General features: G+C 63.8%; 13 protein-coding genes. 8 read left to right on the top strand and 5 right to left on the bottom strand.

Annotated features, from left to right (window positions below):
• Positions 1-117 precede the first annotated feature (117 nt).
• Both BM154_RS13265 and BM154_RS13260 read left to right on the top strand, forming a co-directional pair.
• Complete coding sequence (locus BM154_RS13265) at positions 118-1,449, top strand: deoxyguanosinetriphosphate triphosphohydrolase (protein ID WP_074884495.1); 1,332 nt, start codon at positions 118-120, stop codon at positions 1,447-1,449.
• A gap of 2 nt (positions 1,450-1,451) precedes the next feature.
• Positions 1,452-2,564, top strand: a complete 1,113-nt coding sequence (locus BM154_RS13260; RefSeq protein ID WP_074884492.1) for an FUSC family protein — start codon at positions 1,452-1,454, stop codon at positions 2,562-2,564.
• Between the two features lie 57 nt (positions 2,565-2,621).
• Here BM154_RS13260 and BM154_RS13255 read toward each other — a convergent pair whose 3' ends face one another.
• Positions 2,622-2,966: a YggL family protein gene (locus BM154_RS13255; protein ID WP_013790960.1), complete on the bottom strand. Its 345-nt coding sequence runs from the start codon at positions 2,964-2,966 to the stop codon at positions 2,622-2,624.
• 219 nt (positions 2,967-3,185) lie between these two features.
• Between BM154_RS13255 and dacB the strand changes: the two genes are divergently transcribed.
• A complete protein-coding gene (dacB, locus tag BM154_RS13250) occupies positions 3,186-4,655 on the top strand; it encodes a D-alanyl-D-alanine carboxypeptidase/D-alanyl-D-alanine endopeptidase (RefSeq protein ID WP_074884487.1) in 1,470 nt (489 codons plus the stop codon).
• Between the two features lie 80 nt (positions 4,656-4,735).
• Here dacB and rlmKL read toward each other — a convergent pair whose 3' ends face one another.
• A complete protein-coding gene (rlmKL, locus tag BM154_RS13245; protein WP_074884485.1) occupies positions 4,736-6,982 on the bottom strand; it encodes a bifunctional 23S rRNA (guanine(2069)-N(7))-methyltransferase RlmK/23S rRNA (guanine(2445)-N(2))-methyltransferase RlmL in 2,247 nt (748 codons plus the stop codon).
• Between the two features lie 420 nt (positions 6,983-7,402).
• On the opposite strand from rlmKL, the gene rmf reads away from it, so the two are divergent.
• The gene (gene rmf / locus BM154_RS13240) at positions 7,403-7,618 is read left to right on the top strand and encodes a ribosome modulation factor (RefSeq protein ID WP_073268316.1); all 216 of its coding nucleotides are present in this window, start codon (positions 7,403-7,405) and stop codon (positions 7,616-7,618) included.
• Between the two features lie 96 nt (positions 7,619-7,714).
• Here rmf and BM154_RS13235 read toward each other — a convergent pair whose 3' ends face one another.
• Together BM154_RS13235 and BM154_RS13230 are read right to left on the bottom strand one after the other, a co-directional pair.
• Positions 7,715-8,737 (bottom strand): quinone-dependent dihydroorotate dehydrogenase, encoded by a 1,023-nt coding sequence (locus BM154_RS13235; RefSeq protein ID WP_074884483.1) that lies wholly within the window; start codon positions 8,735-8,737, stop codon positions 7,715-7,717.
• A 315-nt stretch (positions 8,738-9,052) separates the two neighbouring features.
• Positions 9,053-9,274 (bottom strand): DUF2835 domain-containing protein, encoded by a 222-nt coding sequence (locus BM154_RS13230; protein ID WP_074884480.1) that lies wholly within the window; start codon positions 9,272-9,274, stop codon positions 9,053-9,055.
• Positions 9,275-9,440: 166 nt separating this feature from the next.
• On the opposite strand from BM154_RS13230, the gene BM154_RS13225 reads away from it, so the two are divergent.
• The 3 genes from BM154_RS13225 to BM154_RS13215 all read left to right on the top strand — a co-directional run bounded on the left by BM154_RS13225 (position 9,441) and on the right by BM154_RS13215 (position 12,371).
• Positions 9,441-10,304: a DUF6685 family protein gene (locus tag BM154_RS13225; protein ID WP_074884478.1), complete on the top strand. Its 864-nt coding sequence runs from the start codon at positions 9,441-9,443 to the stop codon at positions 10,302-10,304.
• A gap of 85 nt (positions 10,305-10,389) precedes the next feature.
• Positions 10,390-11,409 carry an alpha/beta fold hydrolase gene (locus BM154_RS13220; RefSeq protein ID WP_208609436.1) on the top strand — a complete coding sequence of 340 codons (1,020 nt, stop codon included), beginning with the start codon at positions 10,390-10,392 and terminating at the stop codon, positions 11,407-11,409.
• A 200-nt stretch (positions 11,410-11,609) separates the two neighbouring features.
• Positions 11,610-12,371, top strand: coding sequence for a COG4705 family protein (locus BM154_RS13215; RefSeq protein ID WP_074884476.1), 762 nt, complete (start codon positions 11,610-11,612; stop codon positions 12,369-12,371).
• 67 nt (positions 12,372-12,438) lie between these two features.
• Here the strand turns inward: BM154_RS13215 and BM154_RS13210 are convergent, their stop codons facing one another.
• Positions 12,439-17,307: an NAD-glutamate dehydrogenase gene (locus BM154_RS13210; RefSeq protein WP_074884471.1), complete on the bottom strand. Its 4,869-nt coding sequence runs from the start codon at positions 17,305-17,307 to the stop codon at positions 12,439-12,441.
• A 281-nt stretch (positions 17,308-17,588) separates the two neighbouring features.
• Between BM154_RS13210 and BM154_RS13205 the strand changes: the two genes are divergently transcribed.
• Positions 17,589-19,472, top strand: coding sequence for a methyl-accepting chemotaxis protein (locus BM154_RS13205; RefSeq protein ID WP_083414567.1), 1,884 nt, complete (start codon positions 17,589-17,591; stop codon positions 19,470-19,472).
• Positions 19,473-19,551: the final 79 nt, after the last annotated feature.

The raw sequence follows: 19,551 nt of genomic DNA, 5'->3' as shown, positions 1-19,551 counted from the left end.
TGGATACGGCCTTGCAGTTGCCCCAATGAACAGGGAAGCTAACAGGCATTCGCCTGTGCGGCTCCGCTGGCAAGAGCGCACATCTTTGACCCGCGGTAACCGGTAAAGGAAACACGCTTGGACTGGCAAACACTGCTCACCCGTGAACGTCTCGGCAAACCCTCGCCCAGCGCCGATGAACTGGGCCGCAGCCCATTCCACAAGGATCACGACCGCATCATCTTTTCCGGCGCCTTTCGCCGCCTGGGGCGCAAGACCCAGGTGCATCCGGTATCCAGCAACGACCATATCCACACGCGCCTGACCCATTCCCTGGAAGTCAGCTGCGTGGGCCGCTCGCTGGGCATGCGTGTCGGCGAGATGCTGCGCGGCGAACTGCCGGCCTGGTGCGAGCCGAGCGACCTGGGCATGGTCGTGCAATCCTCCTGCCTGGCCCATGATATCGGCAACCCGCCGTTCGGCCATTCCGGCGAGGACGCGATCCGTCACTGGTTCCAGCAGGCCGCCGGGCGCGGCTGGCTCGACGCCATGAGCGACGCCGAGCGCGGCGACTTCCTCAGTTTCGAAGGCAACGCCCAGGGTTTTCGTGTGCTCACCCAGCTCGAGTACCATCAGTTCGATGGCGGCACACGGCTGACCTACGCCACCCTCGGCGCCTACCTCAAGTACCCCTGGACCTCGCGGCATGCCGAAGCGCTGGGCTACAAGAAACACAAGTTCGGTTGCTACCAGAGCGAGCTGCCACTGCTCGAACAGATCGCCAGCAAACTGGGCCTGCCGCAGCTCGAAGAGCAGCGCTGGGCACGTCATCCGCTGGTGTACCTGATGGAGGCCGCGGACGACATCTGCTACGGGCTGATCGACCTGGAAGACGGCCTGGAAATGGAGCTGCTCGACTACGCCGAAGTGGAGTCCCTGCTGCTCGACCTGGTGGGTGACGACCTGCCGGAAACCTACCGCCAGCTCGGCCCGCAGGATTCGCGTCGGCGCAAGCTGGCGATCCTGCGTGGCAAGGCCATCGAGCACCTCACCAACTCGGCCGCCCAGGCGTTCGTCGAGCAGCAGTCCAGCCTGCTGGCCGGCCGCCTGGAGGGCGACCTGGTCGAGCACATGCACGGCCCGGCCAAGCACTGCGTGCAAGCGGCCAAGGCCATGGCCCGCGAGAAGATCTTTCAGGACAAGCGCAAGACGCTGCACGAGATCGGTGCCTACACCACCCTGGAAATCCTGCTCAATGCCTTCTGCGGCGCGGCCCTGGAGCAACACGGCGGGCGCACGCCGTCATTCAAGAACCGGCGGATCCTCGACCTGCTGGGCCATAACGCCCCCGACCCGCACTGGCCGCTGTACCGCTCGTTCCTGCGCATGATCGACTTCATCGCCGGCATGACCGACAGCTACGCCACCGAAATGGCGCGGGAAATGACCGGTCGCTCGAGCCCGGTCTGACGATGCGCCAGGTATTCAGGCAGCTGTTCAGCTGGCACGCCGGGCCACCCGCCTGGGGGCCGGCCGTGGTCGCCGGCCTGGGTTGCGCGCTACCACTGCTGCTTGGTTTGTTCAGCGCCCACCCAGGGTTCCTGTGGGCATCGGTCGGCGCCTTCCAGGCTGCCCAGGCCAATCCGCTGCACCGCTTTGGCATGCTGCGCATGCTGCTGCTCACCGGTCTGGGCGCCTGTAGTGCCGGGCTGGGCTTCTGGTCGGCCACCCATCCGCTGATCAGCCTGTCGCTGTTCGCCGGTTTCGGGTTGTTGCTGGCGTGGCTGCAGCGTTATGGCACCGAGGCCGGCAAGCTCGGCATCGGCCTGACGGTATGCCTGTGCCTGGGGCAAGGCCAGCACGGCAGCAGCATGCTCAACAACCCCAATGCCATCGCCATGCTGTTCATGCTTGGCGGGCTGTGGGTGATGCTGCTGGCATTCGGCCTGCGCGGCCTGCATGGCCTGCGCATGTGGCCGTACATGCCGCGACTGATAAGCCTGCTCAAGGTGCTGCGTCGCCACGCCGGGCGTCAGTCTCGCCAGCAATGGGGCCTGTACGCCCTGGGCTGTACGCTGGCAGTGTCAATGGCCGGCTTGATCGTCAACATGGCGCACCTGCAGCGTGGCTACTGGCTGACCCTGGCCGTGGTCACCACCTTGCAGCTGGAGTTCAGGGGCAGCCTGGTGCGGGCATTGCAGGCGAGCATGGCCAGCCTTACCGCCGCCGGTCTGCTCATCCTGTTCGGCCATAGCCTGCAGAGCCCACCGATGATGGTCGCCATCATGTTGCCGCTGATCATGCTCAGCCGCGCCTTGCAGGCCAACCACTACGGCCTGTTCGTGCTGCAGACGACGGTGTGCTTCGTGCTCCTGGCCGAGAGCCTGGCCAAGGACTGGCACCTGCCGCAAGTGCGATTGTTCAACGTCACCCTGGGTATCCTGCTGACCCTGTTCATCGCCCTGCTGATGCATGGCCTGCGCCAGTGGCTGGAGAACCGCAACGCCACCCGGCAGCGCGCCATGGCAACGGATCAGCAGGCGCCGACGCAGCAAGCGGAAGCCAAGGTGGGGAGCGACGAGTGACCGGCACAGTGCGGCGCGGCAGAAAAGAAAAGGGCCTCGAACGAGGCCCTTTGTGGATCAGGAAGCCGAGTTGATCTCTTTTTCCGGGTACCACACGTCGAGCAGCGGGCTGACGCTGAAATCGACCAGCTCGGAACGGCCCTTTAGCCAGGCTTCCACAGCTGCGCGCTGCTCTTCGCTGACCGAGCCACGCTTGGCCAGGCACACCAGGCCGTAGTCGTCGCCGCCAACATAGCCCAGGCCGTTGGCGTTCATCGCGTCGCTCAGAAAGGCATCGAGGAAGGCGTCGACCGCTTCATCGCTCAGGTCTTCCTTGAAGTTCAGGTTCAGCTCGAAGCCCAGCTCCTGAAACTCGTCAACACAGAGTTTCTTGCGCAGACGACGGGAACGATTGGTAGCCATGGGTATAGATCCTTGCAGAGTGATAACGCGCGGCACTCTACCAGTTTAGTGGCGGGGATGCCCGCCAGACGACGAAAAATCACCCTGCGCTGCCGCCGATCTGAACGGCGGAGGCCGGCAACCGATCACCGGCCACAAAATCCCGCGATCACAGCCCTTGCCGGTACGGTCATGGGGCATAATGCGCGGCATTGTCCCAAACCGCTGTGGGAGCTCGTAATGCGATTTTCCGTTGTACCCGCCGTGCGGAGGTTGCGCATCCTCCGCCCTCTGGCCCTCGCCTGCCTCATCCTGCCCACCGCCCTGCCTGGCCATGCTGCCCCCAGCGCCAACCTCCCGGAAAGCGTCGCCAAGAGCCTCAAGGCCAACAAGATCGGCCAGCAGTCACTGTCGGTGGTGACCTTGCCGCTCAACGGTCAGGGCACTGGCACCGTCTTCAACGCCGACGTGTCGGTCAACCCGGCCTCGACCATGAAGCTGCTGACGACCTTTGCCGCGCTGGAAATACTCGGCCCGACCTTCCAGTGGAAGACCGAGTTCTATACCGATGGCCAGCTCAAGGACGGCGTGCTCAATGGCAACCTCTACCTCAAGGGTGGCGGTGACCCCAAGCTGAACATGGAAAAGCTTTGGCTGATGCTGCGTGACCTGCGCGCCAATGGCGTGCGCCAGGTCACGGGCGACCTGGTGCTCGACCGCACGCACTTCGTGCAGCCGGATCTGCCGGCCTTCAATGATGATGGCGGCGATGCCAACAAGCCCTATCTGGTCACTCCCGATTCGCTGCTGGTCAACCTCAAGGCGCTGCGCTTTATCGCCCGGGCCGAGAACGGCAAGGTCACCGTGGCTGCCGAACCGCCGCTGGCCGGCCTGAAACTGGACAACCAGATCAAGGTGCTCAAGGCCGGCAAATGCCCGGCCTGGCCCGACGTGCGCTACAACCCGGTCAAGGAGTTCGACGGCACCCGAGTAATCGTCACCGGCCAGTTGACCGACGGCTGCAGCGCCCAGACCTACCTGTCGCTGCTCGATCACCCGGCCTATGCCGCCGGCGCGGTACGGGCTATCTTCGGTGAGCTGGGCGGCAGCATCATGGGCAAGGACCGCCAGGCCGAAGTGCCCAAGAGCGCGACCTTGCTGGCCCGCGCCTTCTCGCCGGATCTGGTGGAGATCATCCGCGACATCAACAAGTACAGTAACAACACCATGGCCCGCCAGCTGTTTCTCAGCATCGGCGCGCAGAACCGCAACGAGGCGGACATCGACGATGCCCACGCTGCGCAGCGGGTGATCCGCGCCTGGTTGGCGCGCAAGGGCATCACCGCGCCGCAACTGGTCATGGAAAACGGCTCGGGGCTGTCGCGTGCGGAACGCCTCAGCGCCCGGGAAATGGGGCGCATTCTGGAAGCGGCCTGGAAGAGCCCCTACGCCGCCGAGTTCATCAGCTCGATGCCGATCGTCGCGCTGGATGGCACCATGCGCAAACGCCTGCGCAACACGCCGATGGCCGGCCAGGCGCACATCAAGACCGGCACCCTGAACAACGTGCGGGCCATTGCCGGCTTCAGCCGCGACAGCAACGGCAACAGCTGGGCCGTGGTGGCCATCCTCAACGATCCGAAACCCTGGGGCGCCTCGGTGATCCTCGATCAGGTGCTGCTCGACCTCTATAAACAGCCGAAACGCTAAAGGCAGGCTGAAAGCAGCGGCATCCAGGGCACAACCTGGGTGTCGCTACGCTCGACCCAGGCTACCGACACTGAGCCGAGTTACTTGGCCATCACCTTCCAGGCACGGTGGATCTTGGCATTGCGCGCAAAGTCCGGATCGATGGTTTCGCCAGTGATCTCCTCGACCCGATAACGCGCCGGCAACTGCTCGTCGAGGGCGAACTTGCGGAAGTTGTTGGAGAAATACAGCACGCCGCCCGGCGCCAGACGCGCCATGGCCATGTCCAGCAACTGGACGTGATCACGCTGCACGTCGAACACCCCTTCCATGCGCTTGGAGTTGGAGAAGGTCGGCGGGTCGATGAAGATCAGCTCGTATTCGCCACGGTCCTCGGCCAGCCAGCTCATCACATCGCCCTGCTCCAGGCGGTTCTTGTCCGAGAAACCATTGAGCGACAGGTTGCGCCGTGCCCAGTCCAGGTAGGTCTTCGACAGGTCGACGCTGGTGGTGCTGCGCGCACCGCCCTTGGCCGCATGCACGGATGCCGTGGCGGTGTAGCAGAACAGGTTGAGAAAGCGCTTGCCAGCCGCCTCCTTCTGGATGCGCAGGCGTAGCGGGCGGTGGTCGAGAAACAAGCCGGTATCCAGGTAGTCGGTAAGGTTGACCAGCAGCTTGATGCCGCCCTCCTTGACCTCCATGAACTGCCCCTGGGCCGCCTGGCGTTCGTACTGCTTGGTGCCGCTCTGCCGCTCGCGGCGCTTGATCACCACCTTGCTCTTGTCGATACCCAACGCCTGGGGAATCGCGGCCAGGGCGTCGAACAGCCGGGCCTGGGCCTTTTCCGGGTCGATGGAGCGCGGCGCGGCGTACTCCTGCACGTGCACCCAGTCGTGATACAGGTCCACGGCCAGGGCGTACTCGGGCATGTCGGCGTCGTACAGGCGGTAACAGTCGACGCCTTCGCGACGTGCCCACTTGCCAAGCTGCTTGAGGTTCTTCTGCAGGCGGTTGGCGAACATCTGCCCGCCCTCGCTCAGGCGCGCCTGCTCAACCGGTGCCGGCGCGGGCTTGATCGGATTGCCGTTGCGGTTGAGCTTTGGTGCCTCGGCCTGCAGCTCGTTCTGCTCACGTTCGCGCTCACGCTGCTCGGGCGTGCGCCGCTCGCCGGTGACGAACTGCTCGGGCTGCACCTTGATCAGCAGCAGCTTGCACGGCAATGCGCCGTTCCAGAACGAGTACTGCTTGTGGCTGCGAATACCCATGCGCTTGCCCAGGTCGGGCGCCCCGGTGAACACCGCCGCCTCCCAGCCCATACAGGCCTGGCGCAGGCGCTCCCCGAGATTCTGATAGAGGTACAGCAGGCTCGCTTCGTCGCCCAGGCGCTCGCCATAGGGCGGGTTGCTGATCACCAGGCCTTTCTGGTTCTGATCCGGACGCGGCTCGAAGGTCGCCACTTCGCCCTGATAGACCTTGATCCAGTCGCTCAGGCCGGCACGATCGATGTTGTTGCGCGCCGGCTGGATCAGCCGCGGGTCGGCCTCGTAACCGCGAATCCACAGCGGTGGCTTGGCCAATCCCGCTGCGGCACGCTCCTCGGCCTCGGCACGCAGACGATTCCAGGTGGCCGGCACATGACCGAGCCAGTTGCTGAAGCCCCACTGCTCGCGTGTCAGGTTGGGTGCGATATCGGCGGCGATCATCGCCGCCTCGACCAGAAAGGTGCCCACGCCGCACATCGGGTCGGCCAGGGCGCCGCCCTCGGCGGCGATGCGCGGCCAGCCGGCACGGATCAGTACGGCAGCGGCGAGGTTTTCCTTCAGCGGCGCGGCGCCCTGCTGCAAGCGGTAGCCACGTTGATGCAGGCTATGGCCTGACAGGTCGAGGGAAAGGATCGCCTCGCCACGGTCCAGACGCAGGTGTACGCGCAGATCGGGGTTGAGCTTGTCCACCGAGGGGCGCGTGCCATCGGCCTGACGCAGCTTGTCGACAATGGCGTCCTTGACCTTCAGCGCGCCGAAATGGGTGTTGTCGATGCCCGAGCCATGGCCACTGAACTCCACCGCCAGGGAGCCGCTCGGCTCCAGATGCTCGAACCAGTCGACATTCAACACGCCCTCGTAAAGGCTCTCGGCATCGCGCACCGGGAAACGCGCCAGCACCAGCAACACGCGGTTGGCCAGGCGCGACCACAGGCACAGCCGATAGGCCGTTTCCATGCTGGCAACGCCGCGAATCGCCGAGGTGTGCTCGCGGGCCTCGTCCAGGCCCAGCGCTTTGGCTTCCTCGAGCAACAAGCCTTCGAGGCCCTTGGGACAAGTGAGGAAGAGTTCGTTTTGGTCCGACATCATAGATCCAGTGCCCGCAGGCAGTAATGGGTTGGCCCAATGGGGAGCAACCGAAAATAAGTGACAAGAAGTCGCAATGCGACCCTTCGTCCGAATAATTAGCAGGTGCAATCGATAGCCATTCACGATGGCAAAACACCGGCAACCGCTATGTGAGCCGCCAATGGCGGGGGTTCCAGCTACCTCCGTGCTATCTGGCCAGAAACCTTATGGCCTCACCCTCAAAAGCGTTACGTCCTTATGACAAATCGATCATTCACAGGGCACCGTGCATTCGATAGAAATCTACCCAGGCCGTCGTTGCAACGACGATGGCACAGGAGGCTCGCGACGCCGGCAGCGGACTCCAACGGCAGACCTTCTGCCTGACCTTCTAGAGGTCTACGGGACATAACAGTCAACAAGTGAGGGCTACACCCTATGAGAAGACTAAAGCGTGATCCGTTAGAAAAAGCATTTTTGCGCGGCTATCAGTACGGTATCAGTGGTAAATCCCGCGAGCTGTGTCCTTTCACTCTTCCGTCCGTGCGTCAAGCCTGGCTCAATGGCTGGCGTGAAGGCCGCGGTGACAACTGGGACGGTTTGACCGGCACTGCCGGTATCCATCGACTCAACGAACTTCGCGCTGTCGGCTAAAGCCAAGGACCTACCGACTTCACCAAGCACGCTCCATCCGAGCGGCGGGCGCAAGCCCAGGGGCTCCCTCAGGGAGCCCTTTTTATTGCCAGTGATTCAACGACGTGCTGCGGCGATGGCGTCCACCGCCTCGCGAATCAACGCCGGTCCCTTGTAGATGAAGCCCGAATAGATCTGCACCAGGCTCGCGCCCGCCGCTATCTTCTCGGCGGCATGGCGGCCTTCGGTAATACCGCCGACGGCAATGATCGGCAGCCGCCCGCGCAATTCACCTGCCAGCACGCGGACTGTGTGGGTGCTCTTGTCCCGCACCGGCGCACCGGAAAGCCCGCCGGCTTCATTGGCGAACGCCAGGTTCTCGACCCCCTCGCGACTCAACGTGGTGTTGGTGGCAATCACCGCATCCATGCCGCTTTCCAGCAGCGCGGCGGCGACTTGCACGGTTTCCTCGTCGCTCATGTCCGGGGCGATCTTGATCGCCAGGGGCACGCGACGGCCGTAGCTCAGGGCCAGTTCGTTCTGGCGCTTGTGCAGGGCATCGAGCAGTTGCCTGAGTGAATCGCCAAACTGCAGACTGCGAAGACCCGGCGTGTTTGGCGAGCTGACGTTGACGGTAATGTAGCTGGCGTGGGCGTAGACCTTGTCCAGGCAGATCAGGTAATCGTCCACCGCCCGCTCGACCGGTGTATCGAAGTTCTTGCCGATATTGATGCCCAGTACGCCGCGATACTTCGCCGCCTGCACGCGGGCCAGCAGGTGGTCGACGCCATGGTTGTTGAAGCCCATGCGATTGATGATCGCCTCCGCCTGCGGCAGGCGGAACAGGCGCGGCTTGGGATTGCCTGGCTGCGGGCGCGGCGTCACGGTGCCGATCTCGACGAAACCGAAGCCAAGCCCGGCGAAGCCGTCAATGGCGTCGCCGTTCTTGTCCAGGCCTGCTGCCAGGCCCACCGGGTTGGCGAACTGCAGCCCCATCACCGTCACCGGCAGGCTGCTCGGCGCCTTGCACAAGCGCCCGGCCAGACCCAGGCGGCCAGCGGCGCCGATCAGGTCGATGGACAGCTCGTGGGAAGTTTCCGGGGACAGTTTGAACAGCAGCTCGCGGGCCAGGTTGTACATGGGCAGGCTTAGCTCGGCAGTGGCGAAATCGAAGGCGCGAATTATAGCCGGCCAAGCGCCCGCGTAGCGAGGATTAGGGGCTGTTCACGATCTCGCGAGCTAGATACGCAAGAACCGGCATCTACAAGGCAGAAGCGGTCGGTGAGCAGAGTTTTTGTGGGAGAGGCCGGGCGGCGATCCGCTTTAGCCTCGATTGTGCCTGACTAGGTTTAAAGAGCTCGGGGCTGAAGCCCCTCCCGCGAGATCGCGAACGGCCGCTACCGCCACTTAGCTGCCAAAATCGACGAACCTGGCCTGAAGATTATGAACAGGTTCTCAGGGCAAGCGCCGCAGGCTGAGCAGCTCACCGGCATCGTTGAATTGCAGCTCGAAGGAACCATGGATGCCGGCATGGGTCAGAAACATCCGGAAATGATGGGCCGGAATGCTGACCCGTCGACCATCGCGGCTAACCGCCTGTATGCGGTTGGCCCGCCCCTGATAGATCGCCTGCAGGCGGTCTGCGGGTAGCGAGATATCGAAAACCAGACTGGCCATGGAGGCTCCTTGCAGATGAATGAACGGATTCTGCCACAGCGTCGGGCGCTGCACCCGCGAGGCCGTGGCATTTCGGCCACTCGACGGACATTGTGCTTGGCGAGTGATGCAAGTCGCTGCCGCCTCTGCCACACTGCGCCAGGCACACCGACGTACGCGAGCTGCCATGAGCCTGCCTGAACCGCCCAGCCCTCTCTCCTCACGCCTGGCCGCCCTGGCTCAGCGCGTTGGCCTGCTTGGCCGTGGCTGCAAGCCGATCTTTGAACGCGCCAGCCAGTTGCAACTGCCGTTCCGCGCCATTCCCACTTTTGCCGACAACATCTGCTGGCTGGGCGGCCCGCCCCTGCAGCGCCTCAAGGATCTACCGCGTAGCGCGCTGTCCGGGCCCGTGCAGGAGGACAAGGCCGAAGCCCACGCTGCGCTGATCCAGCTTATCGAAGTCGAGCACCACGACCTGGCGCAGTTCGACCTGCGCCAGGTCGACAGCCTGGTGCATTGCGATGGCAGCTACGCCAGTCTGGAGGATTACGCGACCAGCGAAGCCTGCCGGCAGATCCGCATCATCAGCTATCGCGACTTCCTCAAGCACCTGGGCAAGGCGTTGCCCGATTATCCCCACCAGCGCCTCGAACTGTTCCGCGCCCAGTGGCGCGGCGAGCGCCTGTTCTGGGCCGGCGAATCCAACCCCGCCGCCTTCGCCAGCGCGGTGGCATATGCTCGGCTGCGCGGGCTGGACATCACCCTGCCGGCGCACATCACCGACTACCGCATCAGCCTCGATGGCCTGCATGATCTGGAGCAGCGCTACCACGCCCTGGCGATGCCCTGCGCGGCCTGGAGCGATGCCAGCTTCATGCAGTTGCTGATGGAGCACGAGGTGCCCTATGCGCGCCTGAACCTGCTGCGCACGCCGGGCTCACCCGAATTCCTGTTGCTGCCCAAGCATTCCCCGCAGGCCTGCGCACTGGGCGAAGGCCTGCTGCAGGCCGGGGCACCGGACATGCTGCAATACCTGCGCGAGCTGAGCTGACCGACAGGTTTTGTAACCACTTCGTTTGGATGCGCGCACCGGTAAGAGGTCAGTCTTTGCTCCCCTCTTTGTCTGGAGCATCGCCGTGCGCATTGCCCTCGCTTCTTTGCTGATCGCAGGCAGCCTGCCTGCCCTCGCCGATACACCGCGCTATGGCGCCGAGCTGCAAGGTTTCGACTACCCCCATGAAGTCAAACGCTTCAATTTCGAATCCCAAGGCAACGCCTTGCAGATGGCCTACATGGACGTGCAGCCGGAAAAGGCCAATGGCCGCACCGTACTGCTGATGCACGGCAAGAACTTTTGCGCGGCGACCTGGGAAGGCAGCATCAAGGCGCTGACCGCGGCGGGTTACCGCGTGGTGGCGGCGGATCAGGTCGGCTTCTGCAAATCCAGCAAGCCGGCGCATTACCAGTACAGCTTCCAGCAACTGGCCAGCAATACCCGCGCGCTGCTCGAACAGATCGGCGTCGACAAGGTGACCGTCATGGGCCATTCCATGGGTGGCATGCTCGCCACCCGCTACGCCCTGCTCTACCCCGATCAGGTCGAGCAACTGGTGATGGTCAACCCGATTGGCCTGGAGGACTGGAAAACCCTAGGGGTGCCGTACCTGAGCGTCGACCAGTGGTACCAGCGTGAACTGAAAACCACCGCAGAGGCCAGCCGCAACTACCAGAAGAACACCTACTACGCCGGCCAGTGGCGGCCCGAGTTCGATCGTTGGGTCGACATGCAGGCAGGGATGTTCAACGGTGACGGCAAGCAGCTCGTCGCCTGGAACTCGGCGCTGACCTACGACATGGTCTACACCCAGCCGGTGGTCTACGAGTTCTCCCGCTTGCAGATGCCCGTGCTGTTGCTGATCGGCGAACAGGACAATACCGCCATCGGTAAGGACGCCGCGCCCGAGGCGTTGCGCAACAAGCTGGGAGACTACAAGGCGCTGGGCCCGGCGACCGCCGAGCGCATCCCCGATGCGACCCTGGTGACCTTCCCGGACCTCGGCCATTCGCCACAGATTCAGGAGCCGGAGCGATTCCACGAGGCGCTGCTCAAGGGCCTGGTCAATTCCAGCCAGCCACGGGGCTCGGCAGGCACCTGAGGCGCATGCGCTGCTGGTGGTGATGCCCAGGCCGGCCTGCGTCGCCATCCAGCAGCAATGCCGCGTATTGCACAGTCGCCGGGAAGCGGCCCGGCGACCATGGCGCTTCACGCAATTTTTATTGTTTGTTGACGCCAGCATGACGCCTACCGCCGCACAGTGGCCTCATGTCCGAATTCCTCGGACCGAGCGAGGCCGCTATGAACAAGCTCCCACAGATCACATTGGCATTTTGGGTCATGAAGATTTGCGCCACGACCCTCGGCGAGACAGCAGGCGATCTGCTGTCCATGACACTTAACATCGGCTATGCACTGAGCTCCCTGCTGCTGATCAGTCTGTTCCTCCTCGCCTTGCTCGGGCAACTGAGCACCCGTCGCTACAAACCGGCCCTCTACTGGACAGTCATTCTGATGACCAGTACCGCCGGCACGACCATCTCCGACTTCATGGACCGCACCCTCGGCCTCGGCTATGCCAGCGGCTCGATGATTCTCATCGCACTGCTGACCGGCATCCTGCTGAGCTGGCAGCTGAGCGAGAAATCCCTTTCAGTCGACCGCATCGTTTCGCGCCGCGCAGAGCTTTTCTACTGGGCAGCGATACTGGTTTCCAACACCCTGGGTACGGCACTGGGCGATTATCTGGCCGACGATTCGGGCCTGGGTTTCGCCGGCGGCGCCTTGTTGATCGGCAGCCTGCTGGCGCTGGTGGCAGCGGCCTACTACCGCACGCAACTGTCGCGCGTGGCATTGTTCTGGGCCGCCTTCGTATTGACCCGCCCGTTTGGCGCCACCCTGGGGGATGTGCTGACCAAGAGCACCGACAAGGGTGGGCTGGATCTCGGCACAGTGGGATCTTCGGCCGTGCTGCTCACGACCCTGGCCGTGCTGGTCTGTTTCGCCATCCTGGCGCAGCAGAAGCGGTCTGCCCCCATGGCGGTTCGCATCAATCGGCCATGACAGCCGCGCAGTAAAGAAAACGCCCCGAACAGGTCGGGGCGTTTTTGTTTCCAGCGGCTGGTTCAGATCAAGCCGGCAGTACCGGCAGCTGACTTTGCGCCAGGTCGCTCAGCTCGCGATTGGCCACGGCGTACATGGCGTAATCGCTGCCCGAGGCCGAACGCAGTTCGGCGAGCATGGCCTTCCAGCGCTCGACCAGTCGACGGTTCTGCTCCAGCCACATCTCGACCCGCGCCTCGATCGACTCCGGGCCGTTGGCCAGTTGCAGCACCGAGACGGTGATGGCGCGCTGCTGCGCGTCCAGGTCGTCACGGAACGCCTCGCGGGCCAGGGCCTGCCAGTTGCTTTCCACGCTCAGGCCACTGATCTGCTGCAGGTACCACGACAGGTCCAGCGCATCGGACACCGCGAAGTAGGCAGATGCCACCTCGGTCGGCTCGCGGCCGGTGAGATCCGCCGACTCGATGATCGGCAGCAGCGTATACAGGTGGCCGGTACCCGCGACCACGCGCGACAACAGTTCCGGCACACCGGCTTCGACGTAGGTCTGGTAGCGCGCCATCCACTCGTCACGGGCCGGGCCTTCGAGCAGCTCGTCCAGACGCATGGCCAGGGCTTTCACACGTGGGCCGAGGTGAGCGACATCACGGGCGGCATCCAGGTCATTGCGGCGGCTGCGCAGGTACCAGCGCGTGGCGCGACGGCCCAGGCGCATCAGCTCGTCCATCATGGTCAGCTGCAGGTCGGCCGGCACCTGGTTGTCGAGGGCCTCGATCTGCCGCCACCAGAACGGCAGGTGGAAGACATCCCGTACCACCACATAAGCCGCGGCAACCTGGGCGGAACCCACCCCGGTGGACTCCTTCAGGCGCTGCACGAAGGTGATGCCCATGTGGTTGACCAGATCGTTGGCGATCTGCGTGCTGACGATCTCGCGCTTGAGGCGGTGGCGGCCCATGGCTTCGCCATACTCCTGGGCCAGGCGCGCCGGGAAGGCGGTTTCCATCTCGCGCGACAGGTACTCGTCATCGGCGATATCGGACTTGATCAGCGCTTCCTGCAGCTCGATCTTGCTGTAGGAGATCAGCACCGACAGCTCGGGGCGGGTGAGCCCCTGGCCTTTGGTGGCGCGCTCGTTGAGTTCTTCCTCGCTGGGCAGGAACTCCAGGGCGCGATCCAGCTTGCCGGAGGCTTCCAGCGCCGCCATCAGGCGCTTGTACTCGCCCTGGCGTTCCCGGGCACGGCGCTCGGCCAGCGACAGAGCCTGGGTCTGCTTGTAGTTGTTGCCAAGCACCAGATTGCCCACGTCCTCGGTCATCTCGGCCAGCAGGGTGTTGCGCTGCTTGCCGGTCATGTCGCCGGCGGTGACGATCTCGTTGAGCAGGATCTTGATGTTCACTTCATGGTCGGAGCAATCCACACCACCGGCGTTGTCGATGAAGTCGGTGTTGCTGGCCCCGCCATTGAGGCCGTACTCGACACGGCCGAGCTGGGTCATGCCCAGGTTGCCGCCCTCGCCCACCACCTTGGCACGCAGTTCGCGGCCGTCGACGCGCAGCACGTCATTGGCCTTGTCGCCGACGTCGGCATGGCTCTCGCGGCTGGACTTGACGTAGGTGCCGATACCACCGTTCCAGATCAGATCGACCGGCGCCTTGAGCAGCGCGTTGAGCAGCTCGGTCGGTGCCAGCTTGTCGGCCTGGATATCGAAACGCGCCTTCATTTCCGGGCTGATGGTGATGCTCTTGGCACTGCGCAGGAAGATACCGCCGCCCTGGGAGATCAGCGAGGCGTCGTAGTCGGCCCAGCTGGAACGCGGCAGGTCGAACAGGCGCTTGCGCTCGGCGAAACTGCGCGCCGCATCCGGGTTCGGGTCGATGAAGATATGCAGGTGGTTGAAGGCGGCGACCAGCTGCAGCGACTCGGAGAGCAGCAGACCATTACCGAACACGTCACCGGCCATGTCGCCGATGCCGATCACGGTGGTCAGGTCCTTCTGCACGTCGATACCGCGCTCGCGGAAATGACGCTGCACCGACACCCAGGCGCCCTTGGCGGTGATGCCCATGCCCTTGTGGTCGTAACCGGCCGAGCCGCCCGAAGCGAAGGCGTCGCCGAGCCAGAAGCCGTATTCGTTGGCGATACCGTTGGCGATGTCGGAGAAGGTTGCGGTGCCCTTGTCGGCCGCGACCACCAGGTAGGGATCATCGGCATCGTGGCGCACCACGTTGGCCGGCGGCGCCACCTCGCCCTCTTTCAGGTTGTCGGTGATATCTAGCAGACCACTGATGAAGATGCGGTAGCAGGCGATGGCCTCGGCCTGGATCTCGTCGCGGCCACCACCCACCGGCAGACGGCGCGGCACGAAGCCGCCCTTGGCGCCGACCGGCACGATCACCGCATTCTTGACCTGCTGGGCCTTGACCAGGCCGAGCACTTCGGTACGGAAGTCCTCTTCACGGTCCGACCAGCGCAGGCCACCACGGGCTACGTTGCCGAAGCGCAGGTGCACGCCTTCGACCCGAGGCGAATAAACGAAGATCTCGAACTTCGGCACCGGCCGTGGCAGCTCTGGAATCGCGCTCGGGTTGAACTTGAAGCTGAAGTAGTTCTTCGTCTCGCCCAGGGCGTCGGGCTGATAGAAGTTGGTACGCAAGGTGGCCTTGATCAGGTCCAGGTAGCGACGCAGGATGCGGTCTTCGTTGAGCACCGCGACGTTGTCCAGGGCGCCGAGAATTGCCTGTTCGAGCTTCTGCTGCTTGTCGTTCAGGTCATCAGCACTGAGCTTGCGGGCCAGGTAGAAACGCGTCTTGAACAGGCGCACCAACTCGCGGGCGATATCCGCGTGATTGAGCAGCGTGTTGGCGATGTAGCCCAGATCGAAGCCCAGGCGAATCTGCTTCAGGTAACGGGCATAAGCGCGCAGCAGCGCCACGTCACGCCAGGCCAGGCCAGCAGTCAGCACCAGGCGGTTGAAGGAGTCGTTCTCGGCGTTACCGCGCACGATGTGTACGAAGGCATCCTGCAGGGTGTCGTTGAGCTGCTGGATGTCGAGCTTGATGCCTTCGGGGTAGGTGAAGGCGAAGTCATGAATCCAGAATTCGCGACCGTTCTGGTGCTGCAGGCGATACGGGAATTCGCCCAGCACGCGCAGACCGAGGTTTTCCAGCACCGGCAACACGTCAGACAGGGCCAGCGGCGTATCGGCGTGGTAGAGCTTGCAGTGCAATTGACGCTCGCCGGGAACCAGCGGCTGGTAGAAGCTCATCACCAACGGGCGCTCTTCGGAGAGGCTGCGCAGGTGCTGCATGTCGACCACCGCCGAGTGCGGCGCGAAGCGCTCGCGATAACCGGCCGGGAAGCTTTTCGGGAAATCGGTGAGTACGCGGGTGCCCTTGGCTTCGCCGAAGTTCTCCACGGCCAGGGCGGCGTAATCGTCGGTCCACGAGCGGCAGGCCTGTACGACTTCGCGCTCGAGTTGCTGCGGATCGATGTCCAGCTTGTTTTTCGGATCCACGCGCAGGATGAACTGCACTCGGGCCAGCACGGATTCGGAGAAGTAGGTCCAGAACTCGCAGTCGCTGGCCTGCAGGCGGTCGACCAGCACCTGCTGGATACGCAGGCGGGTTTCGGTGGAATAGATATCGCGCGGCACATAGGCCAGCGCATAGACGAAGCGGCCGTAGGGATCGAAGCGCAGGAACAAGCGCACCTTGTTGCGTTCCTGGATCTGCACGATCGACAGCGCCGTGCTGGCCAGTTCGTCGACCGGCGTCTGGAACAGGTCGTCACGCGGCAGCACTTCGAGAACCTTGACCAGCTCCTTGCTCAGATGGCCCTGGGAAATGAACCCGGAGCGCTGCTCGACCTCGGCGACCTTGCGGCGGATATAGGGGATATCGCGCACGCTCTCGCTGTAGGCGGTCGAAGTATAGATGCCGAGGAAGCGGCACTCCTTGACCACCTTGCCGCTGGCGTCGATCTCGCGGATGGAGACGAAATCCGGGTAGGCCGGGCGGTGCACGCGGCTCGGTTGCGCAGCCTTGGCGAACGACAGCAGAGTCGGCTCGCGCAGATAGGCCAGGGCATAGGGCTCGATATGCAGGTCGTCCTTGCTCAGGCCGCTGCGCAGGCGCTTGGATAGGCCCAGCAACGAGCTTTCGTCGTACTGCAGGTGGCCACCATCGGCGGCGTCGTGAACGGTGAACTCCTCGTAACCGAGAAAGGTGAAATGGTTGTCCTGCAGCCAGGCGAGAAACACCTTGATCTCTTCCAGCTCGGCCGGGTCGGCGCTGCCATGACCAAAGGTGCCGTCACCCAGTTTGCCCAGCAGTTCCTGGGCCTTGGCCTTCATCGGCTGGAAGTCGGCCACGCTCAGGCGCACTTCCTCGAGGACGTCGAGCAGGGTCTTCTGTAGTGACTTGATCTCGACGTTGCTGGCGCAGCGGTTGATCTCCAGGAACATCAACGACTCTAGGCTGATGCCCTCGCCCGTGGTGCCCTTGGGCAGCAGTTCGAGCAGCGCGCCCTGAGCATCGCGGCGCACGCTGAGCACGCTGTTCTGCAGGGTATGGATGCTGTAGCCACGGCGCTTGAGTTCGATACGCACGGAATCGACCAGGAACGGGATATCCGGGTGCAGCACCTCGATGCCGGTGTGGGTGCTCTGCCAGCCGTGCTTTTCATAATCGGGGTTGAAGACGCGGACCTGGGGCTGGGCGGGGTCGAACTGGGCCAGCAGGCGCCAGGCTGAAAGGGTGCAGCCAACGAGGTCGGAAAGTCGCCGCTGAGTCAGCTCTTCGAGTGCGATGATGCCAAAGAACTGTTCAGCGAACAGGGCCACTTGTGGCAGATCCTGCTCACTGACGTGCTGCGCCAGGGCCGCTTGCAGTTGATGCTGAAAGTCGGCTTTGCTGGCCGCGGTGAAGAACGCCATGCTTGTACTCCGTCTGTAGGCTTGGTAAGTGCGATTATTGTTTCCGTACGTAGTTCAACCTTAGACCGGCAACTTGCAAACGCTACCCGATGCGTAAATGACGCGCCGGTCACAGGCGCCCGACGAGCTTAACGAGGCAAGCGCAACGCACGCTTGCGGTGCGGCGACATTTTCGTTCACGGGGCCAGCATCTCAACAGATGTCATACAACTGCTTGCACCGTAGTGGCACAGCGCCTAAAGTCTGGCGTCAATAAAAATAAAGCCAATCGGACACCGCCCATGCCACTGTTCCTCTCCTGGAAGCAGAAGTTTCGTCTGCTCATCTTCACTACCCTCTCCAGCTTGGCACTGATGACGGCCGCCTCTTTCTGGGCCAGCCAGACCCTCGGCAACGCCCTGCAGGCAAGGGAAAGCGCCACGGCCTATGCAGGTGCCTCGGCCACCCTGATGAACCAGTGGCTAAAGCTGGGCGCAGAACGGCGACGCCTCACGGCCGACGATGAGAAGCGCTTTCAGGACGGCCTGACCGCGTTGAGCGCGCTCTCCCGGCAATACGCCGAGCGCGCCGCAGACCTGGACGACGATGCCGTCACCAACAGTTCCAGGCAGATCGACGAGCTGCTGCAGGAAGACGTGCAACTGCAGCGCAGCTGGCTGGAACAGTCCCACGAACTGGGGTTGACGCCATTCACCGGGCAACGCGCCAAGCTCGCCGAAAGCGGCAAAGGCCTCGAGCGCGTGAGCATCAGCCTGATCCAGGCATCGATCGCCGAAGCACTGAGCAACCAGCGTGATTACCTGGCCACCTTCGACGGGGCCTATGCCGAGCGGGTGCGGGCAGCGCTGGGCGATCTGCAAGCGCGCATCGTCGAACTGGAGTGGCAGGACAGTCAGGTCGGCAAGGCGGTCGCCACCTACAGCGCGGATTTCGCCACTGCGGATGCCATGATCCAGCGCATCGCCGCCACCGAAAAACACCTGCTCGACCTGGGCCGGAAGATCGAAAACAGCATCGCAACCCAGTGCACCTACCTGCAACAGAACCTGCTGGCCACTGCAACTCGCCAGGCTGACCAGGCGCGCAGCACGGCCAACTGGGTCATGGGGCTGACCTTCGCGGCGGTCTCGCTATTCATGCTGATCACCCTGGGCCGCGCTTCACGCCTGCTGATGGCGCAGCTGAACAGGGTCAACCGCCTGCTCGCCCAGGTCGCGGCGGGCAATCTCACCGCGCGGATCGACGTCGGCCACAACCACCGTGACGAATTCAATCAGCTGGGCAGCGCCTCGAACCAGATGACCCAGGGCATCGCCGGGGTGATTCGCCAGGTGCTCGACGGCAACAGGGAGCTCTACCAGCTGCACAGCTACCTCAATGACGCCATGCGCCGCCTCGAGGAGAACAGCAGCCAGGTGGAAATGCAGACCGAGCAGGCCGCCTCGGCTTCCCAGCAGATTTCCGCCACCGTCCACGAGATGGCCCAGCGCACCACCGACGTCGGCAACGCCACCCAGGCGGCCTATCAGGCGGCGCGCAACGGCGCCTCGGTGATCAATGCCAGCGCCGACAACATGCGTCACCTGGCGCAGTTGATCCAGGACAGCCATGCCCAGGTCAGCGCCCTCACCCAGTCGAGCACCAAGGTCACCAGCATTATCGACGTGATCAACGGCCTGGCCGACCAGACCAACCTGCTGGCCCTCAACGCCGCCATCGAGGCTGCCCGGGCTGGCGAGGCCGGCCGCGGCTTCTCGGTGGTCGCCGATGAAGTACGTTCTCTGGCCCAGAAGACCGTGGCGGCCACCACCGATATCGCGGTAATCGTCGACGAGCTGCACCAGCAGACCCGGCAGATGGACCAGCTGATGAGCAGCGGCCTGGGCCTGGCTACCCAGGGCGAGCGCAGCTCAGCCGAAGTCGCCCAGGCCATCGACGGCATCACCGGCTCCATGGAGGACCTGAGCGCGGAAATGAGCCAGGTGGTGGTGGCCATCGAGCAGATTTCCTGCACCACCGAGGAGATCGCCGCCAAGGTCGAAGGCATCAACCTGCACACCGGCAAGACCAGGACCTTGCGCCTGAGCCTGGACGAGCACACCCAGGGCCTGTCACGCCAGGTCGAAGCGCTCAACCACAGCGCCAACCAGTTCCGCATCGCCTGAGGCCGTGCCAGCCGCGCACCAGACTGCCGCGGCTGGCAACCCGGTCACAGACCCGAGCAGGCTCGCATGGCTTAACGCC

Origin of the sequence: Phytopseudomonas argentinensis (genome assembly GCF_900113905.1) — a bacterium.
GTDB lineage: Bacteria > Pseudomonadota > Gammaproteobacteria > Pseudomonadales > Pseudomonadaceae > Aquipseudomonas > Aquipseudomonas argentinensis.
The sequence above is the reverse complement of the archived record's forward strand: the minus strand, read 5'-3'. Positions and strand labels throughout refer to the sequence as shown.